Source organism: Flavobacterium helocola (genome assembly GCF_038289885.1).
Taxonomy (GTDB): Bacteria; Bacteroidota; Bacteroidia; order Flavobacteriales; family Flavobacteriaceae; genus Flavobacterium; species Flavobacterium cheniae.
In genome coordinates this window covers 302,244-328,580 of the sequence record NZ_JBBYHT010000003.1, presented here as the reverse complement: position 1 = coordinate 328,580, position 26,337 = coordinate 302,244, and the positions used below count along the sequence as shown (strand labels likewise).

20 protein-coding genes are annotated in these 26,337 nt (G+C 32.1%); 15 read left to right on the top strand and 5 right to left on the bottom strand.

The window, feature by feature from the left end; genetic code table 11:
- Nucleotides 1–13: 13 nt before the first annotated feature.
- Complete coding sequence (locus tag AAEO58_RS08725) at nt 14–1,174, top strand: glycosyltransferase family 4 protein (RefSeq protein WP_341683064.1); 1,161 nt, start codon at nt 14–16, stop codon at nt 1,172–1,174.
- Here AAEO58_RS08725 and AAEO58_RS08720 read toward each other — a convergent pair.
- Nucleotides 1,154–1,549 (bottom strand): sugar 3,4-ketoisomerase, encoded by a 396-nt coding sequence (locus tag AAEO58_RS08720; protein ID WP_341683063.1) that lies wholly within the window; start codon nt 1,547–1,549, stop codon nt 1,154–1,156. The genes AAEO58_RS08725 and AAEO58_RS08720 overlap by 21 nt on opposite strands.
- Nucleotides 1,539–2,609 carry a glycosyltransferase gene (locus AAEO58_RS08715; protein WP_341683062.1) on the bottom strand — a complete coding sequence of 357 codons (1,071 nt, stop codon included), beginning with the start codon at nt 2,607–2,609 and terminating at the stop codon, nt 1,539–1,541. The genes AAEO58_RS08720 and AAEO58_RS08715 overlap by 11 nt, the downstream gene beginning before the upstream one ends.
- Before the next feature lie 53 nt (nt 2,610–2,662).
- Between AAEO58_RS08715 and AAEO58_RS08710 the strand changes: the two genes are divergently transcribed.
- The gene (locus AAEO58_RS08710; protein ID WP_341683061.1) at nt 2,663–3,538 is read left to right on the top strand and encodes a glycosyltransferase family 2 protein; all 876 of its coding nucleotides are present in this window, start codon (nt 2,663–2,665) and stop codon (nt 3,536–3,538) included.
- Here AAEO58_RS08710 and AAEO58_RS08705 read toward each other — a convergent pair.
- The 3 genes from AAEO58_RS08705 to AAEO58_RS08695 form a co-directional block, all read right to left on the bottom strand.
- Nucleotides 3,535–4,722 (bottom strand): O-antigen translocase, encoded by a 1,188-nt coding sequence (locus AAEO58_RS08705; RefSeq protein WP_341683060.1) that lies wholly within the window; start codon nt 4,720–4,722, stop codon nt 3,535–3,537. The two genes, AAEO58_RS08710 and AAEO58_RS08705, sit on opposite strands and share 4 nt — an antisense overlap.
- A gap of 95 nt (nt 4,723–4,817) precedes the next feature.
- A complete protein-coding gene (locus AAEO58_RS08700; RefSeq protein ID WP_341683059.1) occupies nt 4,818–5,918 on the bottom strand; it encodes a DegT/DnrJ/EryC1/StrS family aminotransferase in 1,101 nt (366 codons plus the stop codon).
- Nucleotides 5,915–6,895 carry a GNAT family N-acetyltransferase gene (locus tag AAEO58_RS08695; protein ID WP_341683058.1) on the bottom strand — a complete coding sequence of 327 codons (981 nt, stop codon included), beginning with the start codon at nt 6,893–6,895 and terminating at the stop codon, nt 5,915–5,917. The genes AAEO58_RS08700 and AAEO58_RS08695 overlap by 4 nt, the downstream gene beginning before the upstream one ends.
- 109 nt (nt 6,896–7,004) lie before the next feature.
- On the opposite strand from AAEO58_RS08695, the gene AAEO58_RS08690 reads away from it, so the two are divergent.
- The 13 genes from AAEO58_RS08690 to AAEO58_RS08630 all read left to right on the top strand — a co-directional run bounded on the left by AAEO58_RS08690 (nt 7,005) and on the right by AAEO58_RS08630 (nt 26,114).
- The gene (locus AAEO58_RS08690; protein WP_341683057.1) at nt 7,005–8,831 is read left to right on the top strand and encodes a T9SS type B sorting domain-containing protein; all 1,827 of its coding nucleotides are present in this window, start codon (nt 7,005–7,007) and stop codon (nt 8,829–8,831) included.
- 97 nt (nt 8,832–8,928) lie between these two features.
- Complete coding sequence (locus AAEO58_RS08685) at nt 8,929–11,952, top strand: amidohydrolase family protein (RefSeq protein WP_341683056.1); 3,024 nt, start codon at nt 8,929–8,931, stop codon at nt 11,950–11,952.
- Nucleotides 11,953–11,954: 2 nt separating this feature from the next.
- Nucleotides 11,955–13,247 (top strand): amidohydrolase family protein, encoded by a 1,293-nt coding sequence (locus AAEO58_RS08680; protein WP_341683055.1) that lies wholly within the window; start codon nt 11,955–11,957, stop codon nt 13,245–13,247.
- A 582-nt stretch (nt 13,248–13,829) separates the two neighbouring features.
- Nucleotides 13,830–14,624, top strand: coding sequence for a TrmH family RNA methyltransferase (locus AAEO58_RS08675; RefSeq protein ID WP_341683054.1), 795 nt, complete (start codon nt 13,830–13,832; stop codon nt 14,622–14,624).
- Between the two features lie 106 nt (nt 14,625–14,730).
- Entirely contained in the window at nt 14,731–16,950 is a 2,220-nt protein-coding gene (locus tag AAEO58_RS08670; protein ID WP_133610014.1) for a RelA/SpoT family protein, read from the top strand.
- 94 nt (nt 16,951–17,044) lie between these two features.
- Nucleotides 17,045–17,482, top strand: coding sequence for a Fur family transcriptional regulator (locus AAEO58_RS08665; protein WP_341683053.1), 438 nt, complete (start codon nt 17,045–17,047; stop codon nt 17,480–17,482).
- 81 nt (nt 17,483–17,563) lie between these two features.
- Entirely contained in the window at nt 17,564–18,835 is a 1,272-nt protein-coding gene (locus AAEO58_RS08660) for an adenylosuccinate synthase (protein WP_341683052.1), read from the top strand.
- A gap of 116 nt (nt 18,836–18,951) precedes the next feature.
- Entirely contained in the window at nt 18,952–20,646 is a 1,695-nt protein-coding gene (locus tag AAEO58_RS08655) for an OstA-like protein (RefSeq protein WP_341683051.1), read from the top strand.
- Nucleotides 20,647–20,718: 72 nt separating this feature from the next.
- Nucleotides 20,719–21,909, top strand: a complete 1,191-nt coding sequence (locus tag AAEO58_RS08650; protein ID WP_341683050.1) for an aspartate aminotransferase family protein — start codon at nt 20,719–20,721, stop codon at nt 21,907–21,909.
- A gap of 187 nt (nt 21,910–22,096) precedes the next feature.
- Nucleotides 22,097–23,491, top strand: a complete 1,395-nt coding sequence (locus tag AAEO58_RS08645; protein ID WP_341683049.1) for a tetratricopeptide repeat protein — start codon at nt 22,097–22,099, stop codon at nt 23,489–23,491.
- Nucleotides 23,492–23,547: 56 nt separating this feature from the next.
- On the top strand, nt 23,548–24,516 hold the full coding sequence (locus tag AAEO58_RS08640) for a DUF368 domain-containing protein (protein WP_133610000.1): 969 nt from the start codon (nt 23,548–23,550) through the stop codon (nt 24,514–24,516).
- 98 nt (nt 24,517–24,614) lie between these two features.
- Complete coding sequence (locus AAEO58_RS08635; protein WP_264368499.1) at nt 24,615–25,259, top strand: VTT domain-containing protein; 645 nt, start codon at nt 24,615–24,617, stop codon at nt 25,257–25,259.
- Between the two features lie 99 nt (nt 25,260–25,358).
- Entirely contained in the window at nt 25,359–26,114 is a 756-nt protein-coding gene (locus AAEO58_RS08630) for a shikimate dehydrogenase family protein (RefSeq protein WP_341683048.1), read from the top strand.
- The last annotated feature ends 223 nt before the right edge of the window (nt 26,115–26,337 follow it).

Here is a 26,337-nt window from a genome sequence, read left to right as displayed (position 1 = left end):
ATTTTTAAATGAAATGCGAATATTACTGATCAATAATTTTAATTATCAAAATCGACTTAAAGGAGGAGTTGAAAGTTATCTTCATGAATTGATTCAGTATGCCGAAAAAAATAATTCTGATTACATCTTTAAATGGTTTGGGAAGGATAAAATAAAAACCAATTGGGTTGAAAAAATCTACCACAAAACCATCACGCAAGAAATTATTCGAGAAATTGAAAGTTTTCAACCTGATGTAATTCACTGTTTCAGCATTGGCGCACCAGTAACACCACATTTCATGGAATTTGCGAAATCTAAAGAAATTCCGATTGTGTTTTCTTTTCGCGATTATTATTACATCTGCCCGAAAAACTATATGCTGAATGATAAAAACGAAGTACTTCATAAACACGAAAGCGCTTTAGAATGTATTTTACATCATCAACCAAAACGAAATATTTTGTTTGATACTTTGCTGTATTTAAAACAATCGCATCATAAAAGTATTATCAAAAAACATATTGATTATTTTTTAACGCCATCAGAAAACTTAACGCAATTTGTCTCAAACCATTTTAAAAAAGAAGGCAAAACATTAGCAAATCCAATACTTATAGAGCAAAACCAAAATTCCAATTCAGAAGGAAACTATATTTTGTTTGTTGGGCGATTGGTTCCTGAAAAAGGGATTTTGACTTTATTAAAAGCATTTCAGAACATTTTCAAACAATTTCCAAACGAGAAATTATGGATTGTTGGAGAAGGCAATCAAATAGAAGAACTTCAAATTTTTGTAGAAAATAACGAACTGAAAAACGTTTCATTTTTAGGAAATAAATCACGTGAAGAATTACATGAAATTTATGCTAATTCGAAATTTTCAGTGGTTCCGAGTGAATATTTAGAAGCGTATGGCAATGTAATTTTAGAAAGTCTTGCTTTTGGTAAAACAGTAATCACAAGTGATTTAGTTGGAATTAAAGAGGAGATTGAGCAAAATAAAGTTGGACTAACTTATTCCTTCAAAAATCAGAAAGCATTGGAAGAAAAAATGGTCGAACTTCTTTCAAATTCAGGTTTAAAAAGCGAATTAGAAAATAACATCCCGAATTATTTAGTTAAAAAGACCTTTGCGAAACATTTTTCAGATTTAGTAAACGTTTATGAAAATTTACTTAGCCGAAATCGCTAGAAACTCATCGAATTCTCTGATGTAATCTGCTTCTTCAAACACATCAGAAGCCACCACCAAACAAACAGCTCCAGAAGAAAAGTTTTTCAATTCACGCCAAATACCATTGGTAATTAATAAACCTTCAAAAGGTTTGTTTAAAGCAACTATTTTTTCCTCTTTTCCGTCGTTTAAAATTACATCAAAACTTCCTGAAAGCGCTACTAAAAACTGCTGTAATTTTTTATGTGCATGTCCGCCACGTTCTGCTCCAGCAGGAACATCGTACAAATAGTAAACGCGTTTGATTTCAAACGGCACCACTTCCTTTTCGATAACGGATAAATTACCTCTTGGATCTTCAATCTTAGGGATATTTACAATTTTAATTTCCATAATTTAATATCTGTAACCATTGGTTTACTACAACTTCCGACTGAAATTTTGAAACACTCGAAACCGAGTTATTTTTGCAATTTTGATATAAAATTTCGTCTTTAACAAAGATATTCATTTTGTGAGTTAATTCAGTGAAATTCTGATTTTCTACCAAAATCCCATTGTGATTATTGATTATCATTTCGTTTGGACCGCTTTCGCAATCGAATGAAATTACAGGAATTCCCAAACTTAATGATTCTAAAATAGTCATCGGAAAACCTTCGTACTGACTGGACAAAACCGAAAACTTTGCATTGGAAATATAATCCCAAACATTTTCTTTAAAACCTAACAAATGAACTTTAGTTTCTATTTTCAAATCTAAAATTTTCTTTTCTAATTTGTCTTGCTCTTCTCCAGTTCCTAAGATAACTAAATGAATTTTTTTCTGAGGCAAATTAGAATTCGCATAACTTTCAATTAGCCTATCAAATTGTTTTAATTGAACTAATCTTCCAACTGCAATAACATATTCAAAAGGTAATTTTTCAGTAGTTGAATACGAACGAATTGAAACCGAATTCGGAATAAATTCAACCGTTTTAGCTTCAAATTTAGTTTCAATTTTTTGTTTGATAAAATGGGAAACCGCTACAATTTTATGAGCTTCTTGAAGCATTTGTTTCGCAATAAAATCATTATCAGTTAAATATGTTTCCAATCTACTACTATGAATGGTATAAATAAACTTTAGATTGCGATAAATAAAATTCAAAAACACCCACTCCATTTTTGGATTGATACGATGACGAAAATCGATTACGTAATCAAATTGCTGGTTTTTTAGGTAATTTCGTAATTTAAAATACTTAACAAACTTCGAATATTGTCCAAAAGCTACTAATTTCCCACCAAACTCATAATCAATTTTGTCTTCTAAAACCAAAGTATGTACTTCTATTCCAGCATCATGAAGCATTCTTGTTGTAGTTCCAAAAACCCTTTCCAAACCACCTTCAGCCAATTTATAGCCAACAATGGCTACTTTTAATGGTTTTTTTGAGTGGTTTTTCATTTCGGTTGAATTAGTTTAGTAATTTAGCATAAAAATAGATTTAAAAACCCAATATGCAAAATTTTCCGCTTGTTAGTGTCATTTGTTTGTCTTACAATCACGAAGCTTACGTAGTGGAAGCCTTGAATTCTGTCATCAATCAAACCTACCCAAATCTTGAATTGCTAATTGCAGATGATTGTAGTAGTGATAATTCGATCGGAGTAATTAAAGATTGGGTAAAAAATCATCCTGAAGTACATTTTTCAACTAACGAAAAGAATTTGGGCAACACCAAAACCTTCAATCAATTGGCTAAAATTGCAAAAGGCGAATTTATCATTGATTTAGCAGCAGATGATTTATTAGTACCGAATTGCATTGAAAAACAAGTTACAACTTTTCAAAATTCAAAGTATAAAAACTTGGGGATTGTTTACGGAAATTTAATCGAAATCGATGAAAACGGTAACTTCCTAAATAATTATTACAACGAAGAAGATTGCCCAGAAAGTGGAGATATTTACAGAATGGTTGTAGGAAGAACAACCAAAATTTGTTCGGTTTCTTCAATGATTAAAAAATCGGTTTTGGAAAAATTGGAATATTATGACGAAGATTTGGCCTACGAAGATTTAGATTTATGGATTAGAACTTCTAGAGATTTTGAATTTGAATACATTCCTGAAATTTTGGCAAAAAAAAGAATTGTTTCTGATTCTTTAAGTTCTCATTTTTTGATTGAAAACAATTTGAGAGCAAAAAAGTTAAACGAATCTACTTTAAAAATTTTAGTCAAAGCATATCATTTAAACAAAACAAAAGACGAACACAAAGCATTGTTGGGAAGAATTCGATTTGAAATGTATAAATTCATAAAAGCAAAACACTTCAAGTTACTTTTTAAGCTTTTTTTATTGGAAATTAAGGTACGTTTGAAAAGCATTTAAGCCTTAAAAATAACTTTTCTAAAATAGACAACCAAAGCTAAAAAGTAAACTACATAAGTAGCAGCATAACTAATTACAGCTCCAATCGCACCATAAATTGGAATCCAAAACCAAGAAGCAACAAAAAAGACTAAAAATGATATACTTTCAGTAAGAAGATAGCCTTTTAAGTCTTTAATTACATAAAATCGAATTCCTAAAATTAGTGACATTGCTTTGAAAAAATCTCCTACAAGTTGCCACACAAATAATTCTCTCACTTGATAAAAATCAGATGTTAGCAATAATTTAATTATAAAATCTTTGCAGAAATAAACACCTATTAAAGTTATTAAAAAAACAGGAATAACTTGTTTAAAAAACTTAGTTGTAATGGCTAATTTTTCATGTTCTGAAGAGGTTTTGATTAATTCTGGTAAGAAATAAAAACTTACTAAAGTTGAAATAAACATAAAATAAAATCCCGAAATTCTCTGCATCGCCTCAAACCAACCGGAAGCTTCAATAGAAACTTCTTTAGCTATAAGATTTCGAATAAAAATGTATAAAACAGGAGTTAAAACAGCCGTAAAAAGTGACATAATTCCAAATGGAATCAATCCTTTTAAAACACTGAAATCGATTTGAATTCTTTTGAAAATAATTCCAAAAGAAAACTCTTTAAAAAAATAAAAACTTGAAAATAAAAACAATAAAAAAGAAGTTATGGAAATGGAAACCAAAGCACCAAATACTCCATAAAACCAAATAAAAACAAATGATGTAAGTAAACTTGCAATATAACCATAAATCGAAATCAAAGTTACTTTTTTGTAATAACTAAAACCATTTAAAACCGTAACAAAAAAGAGATGAAAAACTTGAAATGGAAGAAAAAAAGCAACAAAATTTAAAATAAAATTATACTCCGATTGGCGATTGAAAATCATTTTTCCAAAATACGAATTTCCAAAAATTAAAACGGTAGAAATTAAAAGCGAGAAAAACAAAAGTGTCCAAAAAATAAGGCGTACAAAATAATTTAGTTTTACTCTATCTTGATGATTTTTAGCAACATTTTGTAAAACGCCATTCTGAATTCCAAGTGTTCCAACAGATTCTAATAATGATGTAAAACTTCTCAAATTCCCCATCAAAGCCATTCCTGAAGGACCAACAAAATATGCAATTACTTTAGATGACAAAAAACCAGTAATTAATCGTATCAGGATGCTAAAACTACTTAACGAAGTAACTTTAAACAATTGGTTTTGACTTATTTTTTTAAAAATATCCAAAATCAATATTGATTTAAAATTGTAATAATATGTTGGATTTCGGAAGCTTTTAAACCCGAATTCAAAGGAATACTCAAAACCTCATCATGAATTTTCTCAGTGATTGGAAACGATAAATTGTTCCAATTTGATAAAGCTTTTTGTTTGTGAGGTGGAATTGGATAATGAATCATGGTCTCAATTCCGTTCTCTTTTAAAAAATTCTGTAACTCTAATCGATTAGAAGTTCGAATAACAAATAAATGAAACACGTGATTTTGAGATAAATCACAACTTGGCATTATAATCTTTTCGTTTTTAATTTCCGAAAGATAGCGTTTTGCCATGCTTCTACGGAATTCATTTTCCGAATCTAATTGCTTCAATTTAATATTCAAAAAAGCCGCTTGCAATTCGTCTAAACGAGAATTTACGCCGATAATTTCGTTTTCATACTTTACTTTCGAACCGTAATTTCGCATAGAAAAAAGCACTTCAGCTAATTCATCATCGTTAGTTGTAATGGCACCTGCATCGCCTAAAGCACCTAAATTTTTTCCAGGATAAAAACTAAAAGCCGCAGCATTTGATAAATTTCCTGCTTTTTCATTTTCTGAAAACTGACTTCCATGTGCTTGCGCAGCATCTTCAATAACCAATAAATTATGCTTTTGAGCTATTTCATTTATGGCTTTCATTTCACACAATTGACCGTAAAGATGAACAGGTAAAATGGCTTTTGTTTTTGAAGTTATTTTAGCTTCAATTTCTTCTGGATTAATATTGTACGTTTCCAATCTTGGTTCGACTAAAACAGGAACTAAATCAGCTTGTAAAACCGCTAAAATACTAGCAATATAAGTATTTGCTGGAACAATAACTTCATCTCCTTTTTCAAGTTTTCCAAAATGAATATAAGCCTTAAAAATCAAAACCAAAGCATCTAAACCATTTCCTACTCCAATACAATGTTTTGTACCGCAATAAGAAGCAAAATCAGTTTCAAATTGCTTGACTTCATTACCTAAAATATACCAACCACCATCTAAGAATTGCTTCATCTTTTTCTGAAAAGCAACTTCAAAAGGTTGGTTTAGTTTTCTTAAATTTAGGAAATGTATCATAGTAAAACGTTATCTAAAAATGTGTGGTTTTTTATTTCAACTTCGTAAAAATCTTGTGTAATAGCTCTTGCGCCAAAACTTTCTTTCCAATACAACAAACCTTCATTTATATTTTTACCCTGATTTTCATTGGAAATTCCGAAATCGAAATATTTTTTATCTTTAAAAACGCTAGAAATTAAATAATCGTGTAAAAAATCTAAACTTCCTAATTCGTTTTTATCTGAATTACCAGAAATATATTGAGAATGCGCTACTAAATCCGTTTCAAAAATGGTTGTTCCAGCCACAATTTTATCGTTTTGATACACATTAAATTGTCGGATATATTTTGGAAATTTACTGTACAAATACTGAATTTCTTTCAATGAATGAACAGGTTTTGCTTGATGCTTAACTTCCAAATTTGGAATTAAAATTTCGTTCCAAAATAATTCAAAATTCGATTCTTCTTTTACAACTAAATTATTTTTGATTCCTCGTTTAATCCCATTTTTTCTATCGCGTGAAAAAGAAAATTTAGTTTTCAAATCTACAACCGACAAAACATCTCTTCTAACCAAATTTCCTTGCATCAAAAACATCAAATATTGCAATTCATCTGAAGGAATTTGATTGTAAATAGTTGGAATTTCTTTGAAAATTATTTTCTGAAATTGATGTGTGTTCAAATACTCAAAAACAGATTTTGCAATCGAGATAAAATCGGAAAGTTTTGTTTTTTCATGAATTACAATTCCACCATAAGTTAGTCCTTGATGGGAAAAAAGGGTTTCTCCTACTCTATTTACAGGTAAGACAGCTATTAATTCATGACTATCATCAAAAGCAAGCAATGAAAAATCTTCAAATCGGTCTTGATGATATTCCATAAAATCACGATGAAATAAAAAAGTAGCATTTTTTGCATTGGCTACAAATTCGTTCCACAAATCATAACGTATTGAACTATATTTTTCTACGTGATACTTTCTCAAACTATTATTTTAAAGCGGAAAATTACTAAATTTTTACGGCATCTGATTTCTTTATTCTGTTTTTTAAAAAAAATATAGTAAATTGGAACCAAATTTTCACTAAATCAGTATGTTGAAAAAATTACTTTGCCTCATTTTTCTATTAGGAATTCTATTACCTACTTTTACAAAAGGTCAAGATATTTCGTTGTTTACCCAAGTAAATGGAAGATACGATTTCACATTTATTGGAAATACGTTAAATCCATCGGAAAACAATAATTTTTCACCAACATTTTTATTCACAACATCATCAGCTACTTTGAACTTATCTAGTAATGATAGAATTGAAAGAGCCTATTTATATTGGGCTGGAAGTGGTACTGGAGATACTAATGTAAAACTGAATGGAGTTGATATCACCCCAGATAGATTGAGTAATGTAACTGGAACTTTTAGCAACTTTGATTATTTTAGTGCTTTTAAAGATATTACCGCTCAGGTGCAGTCTTTTGGAAATGGAACTTACACCTTATCTGATTTTGATATAAATAGTTTAGTTACCACATACGCTTCAAATGCAACACAATTTGCGGGTTGGGCTATTTTAGTCGTCTACGAGAATCCAAACTTAACATTAAATCAAATTAATATCTACCAAGGACTTGAAGCGCTTTCCCCAAATCCTTTTGTTTCTCCACCTATAATTGACACAATGACAATTCAATTAAACAATCTTTATTTGATAAGTAATACAGGAGCTAAAATAGGATTTATAGCTTGGGAAGGTGATAGAATGATTCAAGTAAGTGAACGTCTTAGCTTTACTGCAAATGGAACAACTAATGTTTTGAGTAATCCTTTAAATCCGATGAATAACGCTTTTAACGGAACTAATACTGAAACAAACGCTACAAATCTATACAATATGGATTTAGATGTTTATTCAATTGAAGATTATGTTGTCCCTGGTACCACTTCAGCAACGGTTTCGCTTCAATCTGGCCAAGATTATGTAATGTTAAATACCGTAGTTACCAAACTAAACAGTCAATTACCTGATGCAACCATTGTACTAGAAAATCCCATTTCCACTTGTAATTCAAGAGAAGTGACAATTGATTTTACAGTTTCAAATTTAAATAGTACTGAAGTTTTACAAGCCAATACTCCAATCACCTTTTATGCTGGAACACAAGCAATAGCAACTGCATACACTCAAAACATAATTCCAATTGGAGGTAGCGAAAATGGAAACATAACTTTAACCATTCCAAGCTCTGTTCCTCTAAATTTTACATTGCTAGCTGTAGTTGACGATACAGGAAATGGCTCTGGAATTGTTACAGAACTAGTAGAAAACAACAACACCTTCCAAATTGATATTGAACTTACGGTTTCTCCAACTTTCAACAATTTAAATTCGATAACTACTTGTAATCTTGGTTTAACTCGAGGTATTTTTGATTTTTCAAGTTACTCTGAATTAGTTAAAACAGACCCAAGTCATGTTGTTTCATTTCATGAAAGTTATAATGATGCCGTTCAAAATATAAATCCAATAACAAACACCTCAAACTACGAAGCTATTACAACTCCAAAAGAAATTTTTGTTCGAATTGATAATGGGTGTTTTTCAATCACTTCATTCTTTTTATTAACTGAAAATTGTCCTCCTACAGTTTATAATGCAGTTTCTCCAAATGGAGATAATTCAAACGACACATTTTTTATCGATGGACTTCGTGATATTTTCATGAATTTTGAATTATTAATTTACAACCGCTGGGGTAAACATTTATGGACAGGAAACAATAACAAACCCGATTGGAATGGTTATGTAGAAGAAGGTGTTGGAAGTACTTTAGCGCCTGCTGGAACTTATTATTATATCCTTTATTTAAATGATCCTAATTATTCCGAACCATTAACAGGTTATCTTTATATAAACCGATAATTTACTATTAACAAAAGTTAAAATTTCTTAAATCCGTTTCTTACATAATTAAAATCGAAGATAATTTTTATCTTTAGCCATTACTAAACCAAAAACCATGAGATACTTATCGTTATTGTTAGTATTCTTGATTTCATTTTCCGGAAATGCTCAAGAATATTTTCCAAAAAATGATGGCGTAAAACAAAGCTTCAAAAACTATGTTGCTATTACAAACGCCACTATTTATGTATCAGCAACGCAAAAAATTGAAAAAGCAACGCTGTTAATCAAAGAAAACAAAATTGTTGAAGTTGGATCAAACATTTCTATTCCAAAAGGAGCTACAATTGTAGATGCAACAGGAAAAACAATTTATCCATCATTCGTAGAATTATATAGCGAATTTGGAATCAACAAACCTACTCCAAGACCAAGTGGTAACTTCACTCCACAATACGATACCAATCGTGAAGGTTATTATTGGAACGACCACATCAAACCTGAATACAATGCTTATGAAAACTTAAGCTACGATCAAAAAGCAGCAGGAGGTTTAAGAGAAGTTGGTTTTGGTACCGTTTTAAGTCACCACAACGATGGTGTAATTGCAGGAACCGGTTTACTTTGGACATTAAACGACTTCGGAACCAATGCTGATAGAATGTTGAAAGATAAAGTATCACAACATTTCACATTTAGTAGAAGTAAATTTACTAAGCAAAGTTATCCTTCTTCTATGATGGGAAGTATGGCGTTAATTCGTCAAGTATTTCATGATGCTAAATGGTATGCACAAGGAAATGCAACTAATAAAGATTTATCTTTAGAAGCATTCAATGCGAACAAATCTTTACTTCAAATTTTCAATGCTGGTGATAAATTAAATGCGTTAAGAGCAGATAAATTAGGCGATGAATTCGGAGTAAAATATCTAATTAAAGGAAGTGGAAACGAATTTGAACGCATTGACGAAATCAAAAAATCGGGAGCTACTTTTATTATTCCTTTGAATTTTCCAGATGCTTATGATGTAACAGATCCATACTTAGCGCAACAAGTAAGCTTGAGCGATATGAAATTTTGGAATCAAGCACCTTTCAACTTGAAAATTTTAGCTGAGAACAATGTTTCATTTGTAATTTCAACAGCTGATTTAAAAGAAACAAAATCGTTCTTATCAAATTTAAGAAAGGCCGTTTTATATGGTTTACCAAAAGACAAAGCCTTATTAGCTTTAACAGAAACTCCTGCAAAATTGGTCAATCAATTTGACAAAGTAGGTTCTATTTCTAAAGGAAAATTAGCGAATTTCATTATCGTTTCAGGAGATATTTTTGAAGACAAAAGCAACATCTTAGAAAACTGGGTACAAGGAAATCGAAACATCATCGATAAAATCAATCCAACTGATATCAGAGGGACTTACGATTTAGTTTTTGACAACCATAAATTCGAATTAAAAATCGAAGGCGAAACTTCAAAATTTGAAGCAAAAGCAGTTAAAGATAGCATCAACTTTGGAACAAAAATTCAGTTCAATGATCCGTGGGTGAATTTGGTAATCAAAAATCAAGATACTACAAAAGCGAATTTCGTTAGACTTTCAGGAACTTTCGTAAAAGACATGATGCAAGGAAAAGCCGTTTTAGAAAATGGAAACGAAACTTCTTGGACGGCAACTAAAAGAGCAACTGAAGTTAAAGAAGATAAAAAGAAAGACGATAAAAAAGACGAACCAAAAGTACCGTCTATGTATGCGGTAACGTATCCAAATATTTCTTTTGGAAACGACGAAAAACCAAAACAAGAAACTATTTTATTCAAAAATGTTACGGTTTGGACAGGTGAAAAAGAAGGAAATCTTAAAGAAACAGATGTTTTAATCCAAAACGGTAAAATTGCGAAAATTGGCAAAAACTTACCTTCAACTGGAGCAAAGGTAGTTGACGGAACAGGTAAACATTTAACTGCTGGAATCATTGATGAACATTCTCACATTGCTATTTCAAATGGAGTTAACGAAGGTGGACAAAATTCATCAGCAGAAGTTACAATTGAAGATGTTGTAAATTCAGAAGACATCAATATTTACAGAAATTTAGCTGGTGGAGTTACTTCAGCTAACTTATTACATGGTTCGGCAAATCCTATTGGTGGTCGTGCAGCTTTCATCAAATTAAAATGGGGTTATTCTCCAGATGAAATGTTAGTAAAAGATGCTCCAAAATACATCAAATTTGCTTTAGGAGAAAACGTAAAACAATCGAATTGGGGTGATTTTGAAAGAAGCCGTTTCCCACAATCGCGTATGGGTGTGGAACAAGTTTATGAAGATTATTTCACCAGAGCAATTGAATACAAAAATGAGTGGGATACTTACAAATCAGGTAAAAATAAAAAAATGCCAAGATTTGATGTAGAAATGGAAGTGTTAGGCGAAATTTTAGCTAAAAAACGTTTCATCACTTGTCACTCTTACGTACAATCAGAAATCAATATGTTGATGAAATTAGCAGAGCGTTACGGATTTAAAATTCAAACGTTTACTCACATTTTAGAAGGCTACAAATTAGCAGATAAAATGTCGGCTCACGGTGTTGCTGGTTCAACATTTGCGGATTGGTGGGCTTATAAATATGAAGTTAATGATGCAATTCCATACAATGCAGCTATTATGATGAACGAAGGTGTAAAAGTTTCTATCAATTCAGATGATGCTGAAATGTCAAGACGTTTGAACCAAGAAGCAGCTAAAACGGTTAAATACGGAAATGTAACGGAAGAAGAAGCTTGGAATTTCGTAACCTTAAATCCAGCGAAAATTCTTCAAGTAGATAATAAAGTAGGAAGTATCAAAGTAGGAAAAGATGCTGATGTTGTGCTTTGGTCTGATAGTCCATTATCAATCTACACAAGAGCTGAAAAAACGTTAGTAGACGGAATTATTTTCTATGATTTAGAAAAAGAGAAAGAAGTGATGAGCGAAATTCAAAAAGAAAGAGCTGAATTAATCAACTTCATGTTAGACGCTAAAAACAAAGGAATGAAAACGCAATTACCTAAGAAAAAAGAAAACGGTCATTACCACTGTGATACCTTAGGAGAAAATTGCAAAGAGTCTCACTATAAATACAATTAATAATGAAAAAATATATAGTTCTTTTATTTATTTCTTTGTTTGGGTTTGCCCAACAAACGCCAGCTCCAAAACAAAGTAAATCGATTTTAATCTTAGGTGCCAAAGCGCATTTAGGAAACGGAAAAGTAATTGAAAACAGTTTAATTTCGATTATCGATGGAAAAATTGCAAACATTGGAGATGCAACAGTAATGAAACCAGCCAAACACGATATTGTGATTGAAGCATCTGGAAAACATGTATATCCAGGATTTATCGCGCCGAATTCAACATTAGGTTTAGTTGAAATTGATGCCGTAAGAGCTTCGGATGACGAAAGTGAAATCGGACAATTCAATCCACACGTACGAAGTATTATTGCTTACAATGCAGAATCAAAATTGGTAGAAACTACCCGTCCAAACGGCGTTTTATTAGCACAAATTACACCAAGAGGTGGCAGAATTCCTGGAACTTCATCAATCGTTCAATTAGACGCATGGAATTGGGAAGACGCTTCTATTAAAACTGACGACGGAATTCACTTAAACTGGCCAAGAAGCTATTCAAGAGCGGGTTGGTGGGCAGAACCAGGTGGAATCGAAATGAACAAAAACTACGATCCGCAAGTAAAAGCTATTCAAGAATATTTTGACAATGCGTTTGCTTATTTGGGAAGTAAAAATGCTAAAAAAGATATTCCTTACGAAGCTATGAAAGGTTTACAATCAGGTGAAAAAACCTTGTATGTTAACGCAAATGGCGAAAAAGAAATTATTGATGCGGTTTTATTCAAAAAGAAAAACAACATCAAAAATATGACGATTGTTGGCGGTTATTATGCTTTTAAAGTAGGTGCTTTATTAAAAGAAAATAATGTTTCGGTTTTATTAAATCGTGTACACAGTTTGCCACTTTTAGAAGATGAAGATGTTAATTTACCTTATAAAAATGCTAAATTATTAGTAGATGCAGGCGTTTTAGTTGCATTACAAAATGCAGGCGATATGGAACGTATGCAAACTAGAAATCTTCCATTTTATGCTGGTACTTGTGCTGCGTGGGGATTAACAAAAGAACAAGCATTACAATTAATCACAGGAAATTCAGCTAAAATTCTTGGAATTGATAAGCAATACGGAACGTTAGAATCAGGTAAAAGCGCAACTTTATTCATTTCTGAAGGCGATGCTTTAGATATGAAAACGAATGTAATTTCATTTGCTTTTATTGATGGAAGACAAATTAGTTTAGAAAGTCACCACACGGAATTGTACGAGCGTTACAAAGGAAAATTTGAACAACAAAAAAAATAATTTATAGCCACAAAGAGCCAAAGCCACAAAGAATTAAACAACTTTGTGGCTTTATAATATCGACACTTTTATGATAAAAGAACATTTGAATACTGTAATATCAATTTTAATAGTTTTAACATTTGGAATCTTATCAATAGAATTTCAAAATATGATTGGAGCGTTTTCGTATATTTATATGCCTATTTGTTTGTTTATTTTATTGAAAAATCTAAATAATGAAAATTTCAATTTTAAAATTTCAGTAGCGTTAACATTATTATTGCTTAACGAAATTCTTATTAGGATTCTTGGGGATATTCCAATATATTCGAGTGGAAACCCATGGGCATCTTTATTTTTTATTTTAATGTTGATTACATCTTTCTTTACAATTATTTCAATTATAATTATTAAAAAAAATAAGATTTTAGACTTTCTATCAAAAATAATATTCATTATCACATTCTTTTTAATTGTTTTAGTAACCTATATAATTGTTTTTTTAATTCAGTAAATCTTATTTTGAGAATGTAATAATTAATTACTAAAATAATACCTTTGCGTCTTAGTGCCTTCGTGGCTAAACTTGTGTCTTAAAATATGAAACAAATCACCTCGGTTCAAAATCCGTTTATTAAATCGTTAGTTCAATTACAAGAAAAAGCAAAAGTTCGTAAACAAACGGGCACTTTTTTAATAGAAGGAAAACGCGAAATTGAGTTAGCATTAAAAGGTGGTTATGAATTAGAAACCATTTTATTTTTACCTGAAATTATTTCGGATAGAGATATAAAAAACCTTGTCAAATCGAGCGAAGTAGAGATAATAGAAATTTCAAAAGAAGTCTATCAAAAGTTAGCCTATCGTGATACAACTGAAGGCATTCTGGCAATCGCTAAAACAAAATCTTTAGCCTTATCCGATTTAAAACTTTCTGAAAATCCACTAATTTTAGTTGGAGAATCATTAGAAAAACCAGGAAACGTAGGCGCTATTTTAAGAACTGCTGATGCTGCTAATATTGATGCGGTTATCATCGCTAATCCAAAAAGCGATTTATACAATCCAAATATCGTTCGCTCAAGCGTAGGTTGTTTGTTTACCCGACAAATTGCAGTTGGAACTACGGAAGAAGTTATTGCTTATTTGAAAGCCAATAACATCAATATTTATTCCGCAACTTTACAAGATTCTACTGAATATCATACGCAAAACTACACTACTCCTACCGCTTTAGTGGTTGGGACAGAAGCTACAGGTTTGTCAGAAAAATGGAGAACTGAAAGTACTAAAAACATCATCATTCCCATGCAGGGCGAAATTGATTCTATGAATGTTTCTGTTGCCGCTGCTATTTTACTATTTGAAGCCAAAAGACAAAGACAATTTCAATAGCAATTTCAAAATTCAACTTCAAATCTTTGTTCTTTATTCTTTTCTCTATTTTCTCTCTTGCACAATTAGAAAAAATACTTTACTTTTAGTTGGTTAAAGAAAATGTATGACAGAGTTAGAATTAGAAGCCGAAAACAAAGCCATTGCGCAAGAATATAAAGAATTACTTCGCATCAGTTATCAAACTCTTACTGATGAAGACAAAAAAATCATCCGTAAAGCATTTGATGTAGCTGTTGATGCTCATAAAGACCAACGAAGAAAATCAGGTGAAGCCTATATTTTCCACCCTATTGCCGTAGCTAAAATTGTAGCGCGCGATATTGGTTTGGGAGCTACTTCTATTGCCGCCGCTTTAATGCACGATGTGGTGGAAGATACTGATATTACGGTTGAGGACATTGAAAAAATGTTCAATCCAAAAATCGCCCAATTGGTTGAAGGTCTAACCAAAATTGCCAAAGTTAAAACCGATCAGGAAATTTCTATTCAAGCAGAAAATTTCCGTAAAATGCTATTGACGTTAAACGATGACGTTCGGGTAATTTTAATCAAAATCGCCGATAGATTGCACAATATGCAAACTATGGGAAGTATGGTGGATTACAAACAAGCCAAAATCGCTTCCGAAACACTTTATATTTATGCACCGCTTGCCCATCGTTTAGGATTATATAACATCAAAACCAAATTAGAAGATTTAGGTTTAAAATATACCGAACCCGAAGTTTACAACGATATTGTAAGTAAAATTAAAGAGACCAAAGAAGAGCAAGATGAATACATCAAAACTATTTCAGATGTATTGAGTAAATCAATGATTGACGAAGGAATAGAATTCACAATCAAAGGTCGTCCAAAATCGATTTATTCGATCCGTAGAAAAATGAAAGTTCAAGGCGTTACTTTTGATGAAGTTTACGACAAATTTGCGCTTCGAATTATTTACAAAGCTAACCAACACGACGAAAAATTCATTGCTTGGAAAATATATTCTGTAGTTACTGATCATTATCGCCCTTCGCCAAGTCGTTTACGAGATTGGATTTCTTCCCCAAAATCGTCTGGTTATGAAGCACTTCATATTACCGTAATGGGACCAAAAGGGCGTTGGGTTGAAATTCAAGTGCGAAGCGAACGCATGGACGAAATTGCGGAAAAAGGCTACGCTGCTCATTACAAATATAAAAATGGCGCTACTGAAGAACACGGTTTGGAAATTTGGTTGAACCAATTGAAAGAAGCTTTAGAAAATTCAACATCCAATGCCGTTGACTTTGTAGAAGATTTTAAACTGAATTTGTATGCCAAAGAAATCTATGTGTTCACTCCAAAAGGTGAAATTAAATCGTTACCAAAAGGAGCAACTTCCTTAGATTTTGCTTTCAGTATTCACTCAGAAATTGGTGTAAAAACAAGAGGAACTAGAGTAAACGGAAAATTAGTTCCGCTAAATCATGTTTTAAATAGTGGTGATCAAGTTGAAATTATTACATCGGTGAATCAAAAACCAACTTCGCAATGGTTGGATTATGTAACCACTTCAAGAGCAAAAAATAAAATTAAAAACGTTTTAAACGAAAATACTAAAAAGATTGCCGAAGACGGAAAAGAGATTCTTACTCGAAAATTACGCCATTTAAAAATTGTTCTAAACGAAAATACCACTAATGAATTGGTCAACTTCTTTAAGTTGCAAACCAGTTTAGATTTATATTACCGAGCTGGAATTGGCGCTATCGAAAACCAACAACTAAAAGATTATGCTGCTCAAAAAAGCAACACATTGGTTAATTTCTTCAAAAAAACCATTAAGCGTTCTCCTTCTAGTCAACCGGAACAAATTCACAAAAATGAAATTAGTAAAAAATACGATTTATTAGTATTTGGAACTGAACAAGACAAATTAGACTATAAACTTTCCTCTTGTTGTAATCCGATTCCAGGTGATGAAGTTTTTGGATTTGTTAGTATTAATGAAGGAATAAAAGTACATAGAAAAGATTGCCCAAATGCCATTAGCATGCAATCTAATTATGCCTACCGCATCATTCCAGCCAAATGGATTGACTCCTCTCAAGAAGAATTTAAAGCCATTTTAAAAATCACAGGAATGGATATTTTAGGATTAACTAACGATTTAACCAAAGTAATTTCAAGCCAAATGAACGTAAATATTCAGAGTATTTCGTTGAGTAGTGAAGCTGGTATTTTTAACGGACAAGTAGCAGTTGTTGTTCAAAACAACACTATTCTGAAAAAATTGATTGAAAACATCAAAAAAGTAGATGGAATTGATAAGGTGACACGTGTTTATAATAATTAACAAAAGTTAATAACTAAAATATCCCTTTTAAATTTAGGATTTTATACAAAGCAAAAATAACACTATCTTTGCCGATATTTCATTAAACAAAGCAATGGAAAACAATAATCAGGAAATTGTAAAGAATGTTTTTACTAAATATTTAGAAGAGAAAGCGCACCGTAAAACGCCAGAACGTTATGCTATTCTTCAGGAAATTTACAATGCAACCGAGCATTTTGATATTGAGTCTTTGTACATCAAAATGAAAAATAAAAATTATCGCGTAAGTAGAGCTACGCTTTACAATACTATCGAACTTTTATTAGAATGCGGTTTGGTGCGTCGTCATCAGTTTGGTCAAAATCAAGCACATTATGAAAAATCATACTTCGATAAACAACACGATCACATTATTTTAACAGACACTGGCGAGGTAATCGAATTTTGCGATCCAAGAATTCAGCAAATTAAACAAACCATGGAAGAAATGTTTGGTATTAATATTTCAACCCACTCACTTTACTTCTACGGAACAAAAAAACAACAATAATTGAAGAATCGAAAATTAATATAATCCGTACAGACAAGTCACTGACTTGTCTCTACAAATAACAACAAACAACACAACACAATGACTGTAGATTTACTACTTGGATTACAATGGGGAGACGAAGGAAAAGGAAAAATCGTTGACGTTCTTACCTCAAAATATGATATTATTGCTCGTTTTCAAGGTGGACCAAATGCGGGACACACTTTAGAATTTGATGGAATCAAACACGTTTTAAGAACTATTCCTTCTGGAATTTTCCACAAAAACGCCATCAATATTATTGGAAATGGTGTTGTAATTGACCCTGTAGTTTTCCAAAAAGAAATTGAAGGTTTAGCAAAATTCAATATGGATGTTACTGCTAAATTATTCATTTCTAGAAAAGCACACTTAATTTTACCTACGCACCGTTTATTAGATGCTGCTTCAGAAGCATCAAAAGGAAAAGCAAAAATTGGTTCTACTTTAAAAGGTATTGGCCCAACATACATGGACAAAACCGGTAGAAATGGTCTTCGTATTGGTGATTTAGAATTAGAAGATTTCAAAGAAAGATACAGAACTTTAGCTGACAAACACGAAGCGATGATTAAGTTCTACGATGTAGAATTACAATACAATCTTAAAGAAATGGAAGATGAGTTTTTTACAGCAGTAGAAGACTTAAAGAAATTAACTTTCATTGATAGTGAAGAATATTTAAACAAAGCGTTAAAAGAAGGAAAATCAATTTTAGCGGAAGGAGCGCAAGGTTCTTTATTAGATGTTGATTTTGGAACTTATCCATTTGTAACTTCATCAAACACAACAGCAGCTGGAGCTTGTACAGGTTTAGGAATTGCACCTAACAAAGTAAAAGACGTTTTCGGAATTTTCAAAGCGTACACTACTCGTGTAGGTAGCGGACCTTTCCCAACAGAAGATTTCGATCAAGCTGGACAAACAATGGCTAAAGTAGGAAACGAATTTGGATCAGTTACAGGACGTGCACGTCGTTGTGGTTGGTTAGATTTAGTTGCTTTAAAATATGCCGTTCAAGTTAATGGTGTAACGCAATTATACATGATGAAAGGCGATGTACTTTCTGGATTTGATACGTTACAAGTTTGTACAGGATATAACTACAAAGGACAAGCAATCCAACATTTACCATACAACATTGAACCAGAAAATGTAACACCAATTTTTACAGAAATGAAAGGTTGGAAAGCTGATTTAACAGGCATGACAACATATGATGAATTACCACAAGAATTAAAAACATACATCGAATTCATTGAAAAAGAAGTCGAAGTGCCAATCAAAGTAATTTCGGTTGGACCAGACAGAAAACAAACGATAATGAAATAATCACTAAAAACGCTTTCAATTGAAAGCGTTTTTTTATACTCTTAAATGATAAAATATTCTTAATTATCAATGGCTTTTCGAGTTTTTACTTAAATTTGGCTCAAAATAAATTCGACTTGAAAAACACATTTTTTTATATCGCCTTCTTATTGCTGTCAGTAACCTTTTCGGTGGCGCAGGAAAAGAAAAAAATTATCATTGAAAACTCCGATTTCGTAGATATGAATCAAACCGAAATTCCAGGTGCAATTGTATTTACTGGAAATGTTCGCATCATACACAATGGAGTAAAAATGTTTTGCAATAAAGCCTATCATTTTAAAGAGGAAAATTACGTAAAAGCATTTGGAAATGTTCAAATGAATCAAGGCGATACAATTACAATGAACAGCCGTTATGCTGAATATAATGGTGACAAAGAGTTTGCTTTTGCTACAGGAGATGTAGTTTTACGTTCTCCAGAATCTACATTGACTACCGATACTGTTTATTTTGATAAGAAAAATCAAGAAGCGTTTTACAATACCTACGGTACCATTCGTAACAAAGAAAATACGTTGAGAAGTAAATCGGGTCGCTATTATGTAGACCAAAAAAAATACAAATTCACAACCGCAGTAACGGTTACGAATCCAGAAAGCACCATCAAAACTAATAATTTAGATTATTACGAAAATTCAGGTCATGCCTATGTTTTTGGACCTTCAACCATTACTAGTAAAGAAAACGTAATTTATACCGAAAACGGGTTTTACGACACTACAAATGATGTTGGAAAACTCTCCAAAAATTCCAAAATTACGCTCGACAACAAAATTATTGAAGGTGATGATTTGTATTATGACCGAAAGAAAAATTACTCAAGAGGTATCAACAATGTAAAAATTACCGATACCATCAATAAGGTTATCGCTACAGGCCATTACGCAGAATTGTACAGAAATGCCGCTACCAAAAAAGACTCGATGATTTTAACCAAAAGAGCTTTAGTAAAAACATTGGTAGAAAAAGATACTTTGTATATGCACGGAAAAAAAATCATTGTTTCAGGACCGCAAGAAGATCGTGTGATTCGTGCTTTTAACAATGTTCGCTTTTACAAAAGTGATATGAGTGGAAAATGTGATTCGCTTCATTCCAACAATAAAACTCAGTTGACGAAAATGATTGGAAAACCTATTCTTTGGAACAACGAAAACCAAATGACAGGAGATGTAATGCATTTAATTGGTAACAACAAAACACAAAAATTAGATTCTCTAAAAGTACTCAATAATGCTTTTATTATACAAAAAGACAGTCTCAGCAAAAATGGTTACAATCAGATAAAAGGACAGAATTTATATGGAAAATTTGTTGATAGTAAACTAAAAGAAGTCGATGTTGTTAAGAATGCCGAAGTCATTTATTACATGTACAACGATGCTAATGAGTTCATTGGAATCAACAAAACAGTTTGTAGTAAAATTAATTTGGAATTAGAAGCTAATAAAATCAATTCAATTACTTTCTTTACCAAAACCGATAGTTTTATTTATCCAGAAGCAGATTTTCCTGAAAATGCACGAAAACTTAGAGGCTTCCTTTGGCGCGGTGATGAACGCATTCTGAATAAAGATGACATTTTCCCAGCTGAAGAAATTGCATTAGACGATAAAATTCAAATCGAAGCGAAAAAGAAAGCTGTAGCTGCTGAAAAACCTATGGAGATTCTTCCAGAAACTTTAGAATTCGACGACAATAAAAAAGTTGAAGAAAAGAAAACTGAGAAAAAAGCAGCATCAAAAAAGAAAACAGCTCCAAAAAAATAATCAATTAATAAGTTAATAAGTTTAGCTAATTTTCAGTTAAACAATTTAACACATTAACGATTCTACAAAAAAATGATTGAAGATTTTTTTAAATACCAAGCACAAACCTCACCTCACCCATTAGCCATGGAGATTTCTCATGCTAAGGGTTCGTATATTTACGATACAGACGGCAATGCCTATTTGGATATGGTTGCTGGAGTTTCAGCAAACACATTAGGGCATCAACCGCAACGTGTAAATGATGCCATCAAAAAACAATTAGACACCTATTCTCATGTAATGGTGTATGGCGAATATGCCCAACATCCAGCAACGGAATTATGTAAATTATTAGCACAACATCTTCCCTATCCACTTACGAAAACGTATTTAGTTAATTCAGGAACGGAAGCTATTGAAGGTGCTTTAAAATTAGCTCGTCGTGTAACCGGAAGAAGTCAATTAATCTCATGTCACAATGCTTATCATGGAAATACTATGGGAAGTATGAGTGTGATGGGATTCGAAGAACGCAAACAAATTTTTCGTCCGTTAATTCAAGATGTAGATTTCATAACATTCAACAACGAAGCAGATTTAGAAAAAATCACCACTAGAACAGCTGGAGTTTTATTAGAAACCATTCAAGGTGGCGCTGGTTTTATTGAACCTCAAAACGATTTTCTTAAAAAAGTGCGCCAACGTTGTGATGAAGTAGGCGCTATCATGATATTAGACGAAATCCAACCTGGATTTGGTCGCACCGGAAAACTTTTCGGATTCCAAAACTACGATGTTGTTCCTGATGTGGTAGTTATGGGGAAAGGAATGGGTGGCGGAATGCCTGTTGGTGCTTTCACAGCATCAGCCGAAATGATGGATTTATTAAGTCACGATCCAAAGCTAGGTCATATTACTACTTTTGGCGGACATCCTGTCATAGCGGCAGCTTGTTTGGCTACCTTACAAGAAGTTACCGAAACCAATTTAATGGCTGAAACTTTAGAAAAAGAGCAATTATTCCGAAGCCTTTTAGTCCATCCGTTAATCAAAGAAATTCGCGGTCGAGGCCTTATGATTGCTGCGATGACCGATTCTCCAGAGATTACAAATGAAGTAATTTTACGTTGTCACAAAAGAGGTGTCATCTTATTCTGGCTCCTATTCGAAGGTTGCGCTGTTCGAATTACACCGCCATTAACAATTAGTAATGAAGAAATTACAAAAGGATGTGGCATTATTATTGAGGTATTAAATGAAATAGAAAGAGAAATGAAATGATGGATGATGGAAGATGGGAGTTTGATGTTTTTTTTTAAACTCAAACTAAATTTTGAAATTGATTTTTGAAGTTGCTCTTGTAATTGTAAATTGTTAATTAAATTGTTTACAACAATTCAAACCCCAAACCACTACCCCAATATTATTCCTTAATTTTAATAAGGATAAAATCATAAAACGAAGCGCTATGAATTTGAGTCACGAAGAAGAAGAAAACAGCTTGTCCTTATCTAAATTTGAATCGATGTTAAAAACTAACAAAGTTTTTTTCTTTGATTCTGAGGAGTTTGAAGATATTATTCTTCATTATATGGATACCGGCCGATTGAACTTGGCCAAAAAAGCGCTAAAATTAGGTTTAGAACAACATCCAAAATCTACCGGATTAAAATTAGTTCAGGTTGAAATGTTGGTTTACGAAGACAAACTCGATATTGCTGAAAAGTTATTAAACGAGTTATATGCTATTGAACCAACTAACGAAGAAATTTACATCCAAAAAGCCAACATACATTCTAAACGAGACGAACACGAAAAGGCTATTTCTTTTCTAAAAATCGCTTTGAAATATACTGATGATTATGCTGATGTATATTCGATGATTGGAATGGAATATCTTTTCATGGATAATCTTGAAATGGCAAAAGAAAATTTCATCAAATGTTTAGATGAAGATACCGAAGATTACTCGGCACTTTACAACGTAGTGTATTGTTTTGATTTCTTAGATCAGAATGAAGATGCTATTGTTTACCTAAATAAATTCATTGATAAAAACCCGTATAGTGAAGTCGCTTGGCATCAGTTAGGAAGACAATATTATGCGCTAAAAAACTATGAAAAAGCAGTTTGGGCTTTTGATTACGCTACTTTAATTGACGAAACCTTCTTAGGTGCGTACATGGAAAAAGCAAAATCATACGAAAAACTAAAAAAATATCAAGAAGCTATTGATTGTTACAACATTACATTAGAATTAGATGATCCTTCTTCTTTTGTACTGCTTCGTGTGGCGAAATGTTACGAGCGTTTGGGAAATACCGAATTTGCACTAAACTACTACCTAAAAACGGTTCACGAAGACCCATTGTTAGACAAAGGTTGGATTGCAATTACCGATTTTTACATTCGTCAAAAAAACTATCAAAAAGCGTTGTATTACGTAAACAAAGCTATCGGAATTGATGGCGATAATTCGTTATACTGGAAACGTTTTGCTGCTGTAAATACGGCACTTCATTTCTTTGAAGAAGCCGAATATGGCTATCGAAAAGCATTTGAAAGTGGCGATATCAATTTAGATACATTCACACTTTGGACAGACGTTTTACAATATTTAGGCGAGTTTGATACTGCTATCGAAATTCTTTTAGAGGCTAGTAATGTATTACCGGACGAGTACGAAATGGAATATCGTTTAGCAGGATTATATTTCTTAACAGATGATGTGACAAAGGGAAATCTTCACCTTATAAACGGAATGAAATTAGAACCAAAACATCTATCTTTGTTTCAAGAGTTATTCCCAGTAGTTTGGGAAAGAACAGAAGTTCAGAAAACGATTGCAAAATTTAAAAAATAAAAATAAACAACCCTTAATCCATTCCAAAGTAGCAATACTTTGGAATTTTTATTGTCATGAGAAAACTTTTTCCCGATTATCTAATTATTACACTTAAAGGTTTAGCGATGGGCGCTGCCGATGTAGTTCCTGGTGTTTCTGGTGGAACTATTGCTTTTATTTCTGGAATTTATCAAGAATTAATTGATAGCATTAATAATGTGAATATTTCCGTTTTAAAAACATTAAAAAACGAAGGCTTAAAAGCCGCTTGGAAGCAAGTAAATGGTAGTTTTTTATTGGCTTTACTTTCTGGAATTGGGATTAGTATTTTAACTTTTTCTAAAGTGATTACGCATTTATTAGAAACTCAACCTATCTTAGTTTGGTCGTTTTTCTTTGGATTAATTATTGCGAGTATAACTTTAATTTGGAAAGAAATTACGAGTTGGAAATTAGTTGATATTTTATTTTTACTAATCGGAATTACCGTTTCCTATTACATTACTATTGCGCGTCCAGTAAGTTCTCCTGATAGTTATTGGTATTTATTTTTATCTGGATTTATTGCCATTATTGCGATGATTTTACCCGGAATTTCAGGTGCTTTCATTTTGCTTTTAATGGGTTCGTATGAAACCGTAATTGGAACCATCAATACTTTTAGAGAAGGCTTAACTACAGCCAATTCCGAAATCTTAACACAAGCTTTATTAAAGCTAGGCGTTTTTGCTCTTGGTTGTATTATCGGATTAAAATCGTTTTCTAAAGTATTACATTGGATGTTTGCCCATCATAAAAACACAACATTAACCTTATTAGTTGGATTCATGGTTGGTTCATTAAATAAAGTTTGGCCTTGGAAACAAGTTTTAGAAACCAGAATCAACAGCCACGGCGAAGTGGTGCCTTATATTGACAAAAGTATTTTACCACAAAATTTTGAAGGCGAACCGCAAATTGCAATGGCAATCGTATTGGCTATTTTAGGATTTTTTGTGATTTTTGGAATGGAAAAAATGGCAAGTAAATTAGGGAGAAACTAAATATAAAAAATAACGTTCTACAATCAATACCTCAATTTCTAAAAATTCATTAAAACTATTTTTTTTTAAGTAATAAATTAAAACAACCTACAATCCAAATGGAAATTATCGATTTTTTATCTGCCTTTCTGAATGATCCTTTAACCGTAATACAAGATTTAATTATTCAATACGATTACCTAATTTACTTAATCTTATTCTTAGTTATTTTTGCAGAAACTGGCTTTGTTTTTATGCCACTTTTACCTGGAGATTCTTTGCTTTTTGCTATTGGCGTAATTGCTGCTTCTACAGGACAATTAAGCATGTCAATCATTATTCCGTTATTAATTATTGCTGCTTTACTTGGTGATAACTTAAACTACTTTGTAGGAAATAAATTTGGCAATCTCATAAAGCAAAAAAAGAAAATCCTTTTCCTTAAAAAAGAATACATCACTCATACCGAAACTTTCTTCGAAAAAAACGGAGGAAAAGCAATCATCATGGCACGATTTGTACCCGTATTAAGAACCATTGCACCTTTTGTGGCTGGAGCAGGAAGCATGCCATACATTAAATATATTGTTTTTTGTGTCTTAGGAGCGTTTATTTGGGTAACCAGCTTAACCTTTTTAGGGTATTTCTTAGGTCAAGTCGTTTGGGTGAAAGAAAATTTTGATATGGTTATTTTATTAATAACACTACTTTCAGTTTCTCCTGTTATCATTAAAGTAATTAAAAAGAAACTAGCAAAAGAATAATTTTATCTCACTTAATTTAAAAAATAAACATTGTCTTAACAATTTATAATAAAATACTATTTAAATTTGATTTCTTAAAACTCTGAAAATCTTTTACCCATGAAAAAGAAAACAAAAAAACAGTTGAAATTTGGCTTAATTGGCCGAAACATAAGCTATTCTTTTTCAAAAAAATATTTCAATGAGAAGTTTGAAATTGGTCATTTTGACAATTGCGAATACAAGAATTATGACATTGAAAGCATCAAAGAGTTTCCAAAAGTAATTACCGAAATTAAAGGGTTACGTGGTTTAAACGTGACGATTCCGTACAAAGAAGAGATTATTCCGTATTTGGATAAATTATCGAAAACAGCTAAGAAAATTGGTGCGGTAAATTGCGTTACGATTTCCAAAAAGAAAAAACTAAAAGGCTACAACACCGATTATCACGGATTTAAAAAATCGATAAAACCTTTATTGAAAGACCACCACAAAAAAGCGTTGATTTTAGGAACTGGTGGCGCAAGTAAAGCAATCGCTTACGCCTTACGAAGCTTAAAAATTGAATACGATTTCGTTTCAAGAACAGCAGATGAATTTCAATACAAATACGAAGAATTAGACGCTTCAATTTTTGAAGAATATACCATTATCATCAATACGACTCCAGTAGGAACGCATCCTAATGTGAACGATTGTCCGAATTTAGATTACAGTTTGTTTACCAAAAAACACATTGCTTACGACTTAATTTACAATCCAGAAGAAACCGCATTTTTAAGGAAAGCTAAAGCACAAGGCGCCGCGACTAAAAACGGTTACGAAATGTTGGTTTTACAGGCGGAAAAGGCTTGGAAGATTTGGAATGAGTAGATTAGCACGCGGATGACACGGGTTTTCAAGCGCGGATTATAACTGATTTTTCTTTTAAACACATAGACACATTAGAAAAACTATGCGTTGATTTTAGGCATTACACTCTGCATAGAACACATTTAATTGTGCGTTTACTCTGAAACACACAAAACCAAAAACTCTTCAAAAACCCAATCCCAAGAAAGCCTTTTGATAGCTATCTAACCCCGATAGAAGCGAC

Bases quoted from the DNA above. Each gene is read 5' to 3' on its own strand.
- AAEO58_RS08725 (WP_341683064.1), top strand. From the start codon at position 14: ATGCGAATATTACTGATCAATAATTTTAATTATCAAAATCGACTTAAA.
- AAEO58_RS08720 (WP_341683063.1), bottom strand. From the start codon at position 1,549: ATGGAAATTAAAATTGTAAATATCCCTAAGATTGAAGATCCAAGAGGT.
- AAEO58_RS08715 (WP_341683062.1), bottom strand. From the start codon at position 2,609: ATGAAAAACCACTCAAAAAAACCATTAAAAGTAGCCATTGTTGGCTAT.
- AAEO58_RS08710 (WP_341683061.1), top strand. From the start codon at position 2,663: ATGCAAAATTTTCCGCTTGTTAGTGTCATTTGTTTGTCTTACAATCAC.
- AAEO58_RS08700 (WP_341683059.1), bottom strand. From the start codon at position 5,918: ATGATACATTTCCTAAATTTAAGAAAACTAAACCAACCTTTTGAAGTT.
- AAEO58_RS08690 (WP_341683057.1), top strand. From the start codon at position 7,005: ATGTTGAAAAAATTACTTTGCCTCATTTTTCTATTAGGAATTCTATTA.
- AAEO58_RS08685 (WP_341683056.1), top strand. From the start codon at position 8,929: ATGAGATACTTATCGTTATTGTTAGTATTCTTGATTTCATTTTCCGGA.
- AAEO58_RS08680 (WP_341683055.1), top strand. From the start codon at position 11,955: ATGAAAAAATATATAGTTCTTTTATTTATTTCTTTGTTTGGGTTTGCC.
- AAEO58_RS08675 (WP_341683054.1), top strand. From the start codon at position 13,830: ATGAAACAAATCACCTCGGTTCAAAATCCGTTTATTAAATCGTTAGTT.
- AAEO58_RS08670 (WP_133610014.1), top strand. From the start codon at position 14,731: ATGACAGAGTTAGAATTAGAAGCCGAAAACAAAGCCATTGCGCAAGAA.
- AAEO58_RS08665 (WP_341683053.1), top strand. From the start codon at position 17,045: ATGGAAAACAATAATCAGGAAATTGTAAAGAATGTTTTTACTAAATAT.
- AAEO58_RS08660 (WP_341683052.1), top strand. From the start codon at position 17,564: ATGACTGTAGATTTACTACTTGGATTACAATGGGGAGACGAAGGAAAA.
- AAEO58_RS08650 (WP_341683050.1), top strand. From the start codon at position 20,719: ATGATTGAAGATTTTTTTAAATACCAAGCACAAACCTCACCTCACCCA.
- AAEO58_RS08645 (WP_341683049.1), top strand. From the start codon at position 22,097: ATGAATTTGAGTCACGAAGAAGAAGAAAACAGCTTGTCCTTATCTAAA.
- AAEO58_RS08640 (WP_133610000.1), top strand. From the start codon at position 23,548: ATGAGAAAACTTTTTCCCGATTATCTAATTATTACACTTAAAGGTTTA.
- AAEO58_RS08635 (WP_264368499.1), top strand. From the start codon at position 24,615: ATGGAAATTATCGATTTTTTATCTGCCTTTCTGAATGATCCTTTAACC.
- AAEO58_RS08630 (WP_341683048.1), top strand. From the start codon at position 25,359: ATGAAAAAGAAAACAAAAAAACAGTTGAAATTTGGCTTAATTGGCCGA.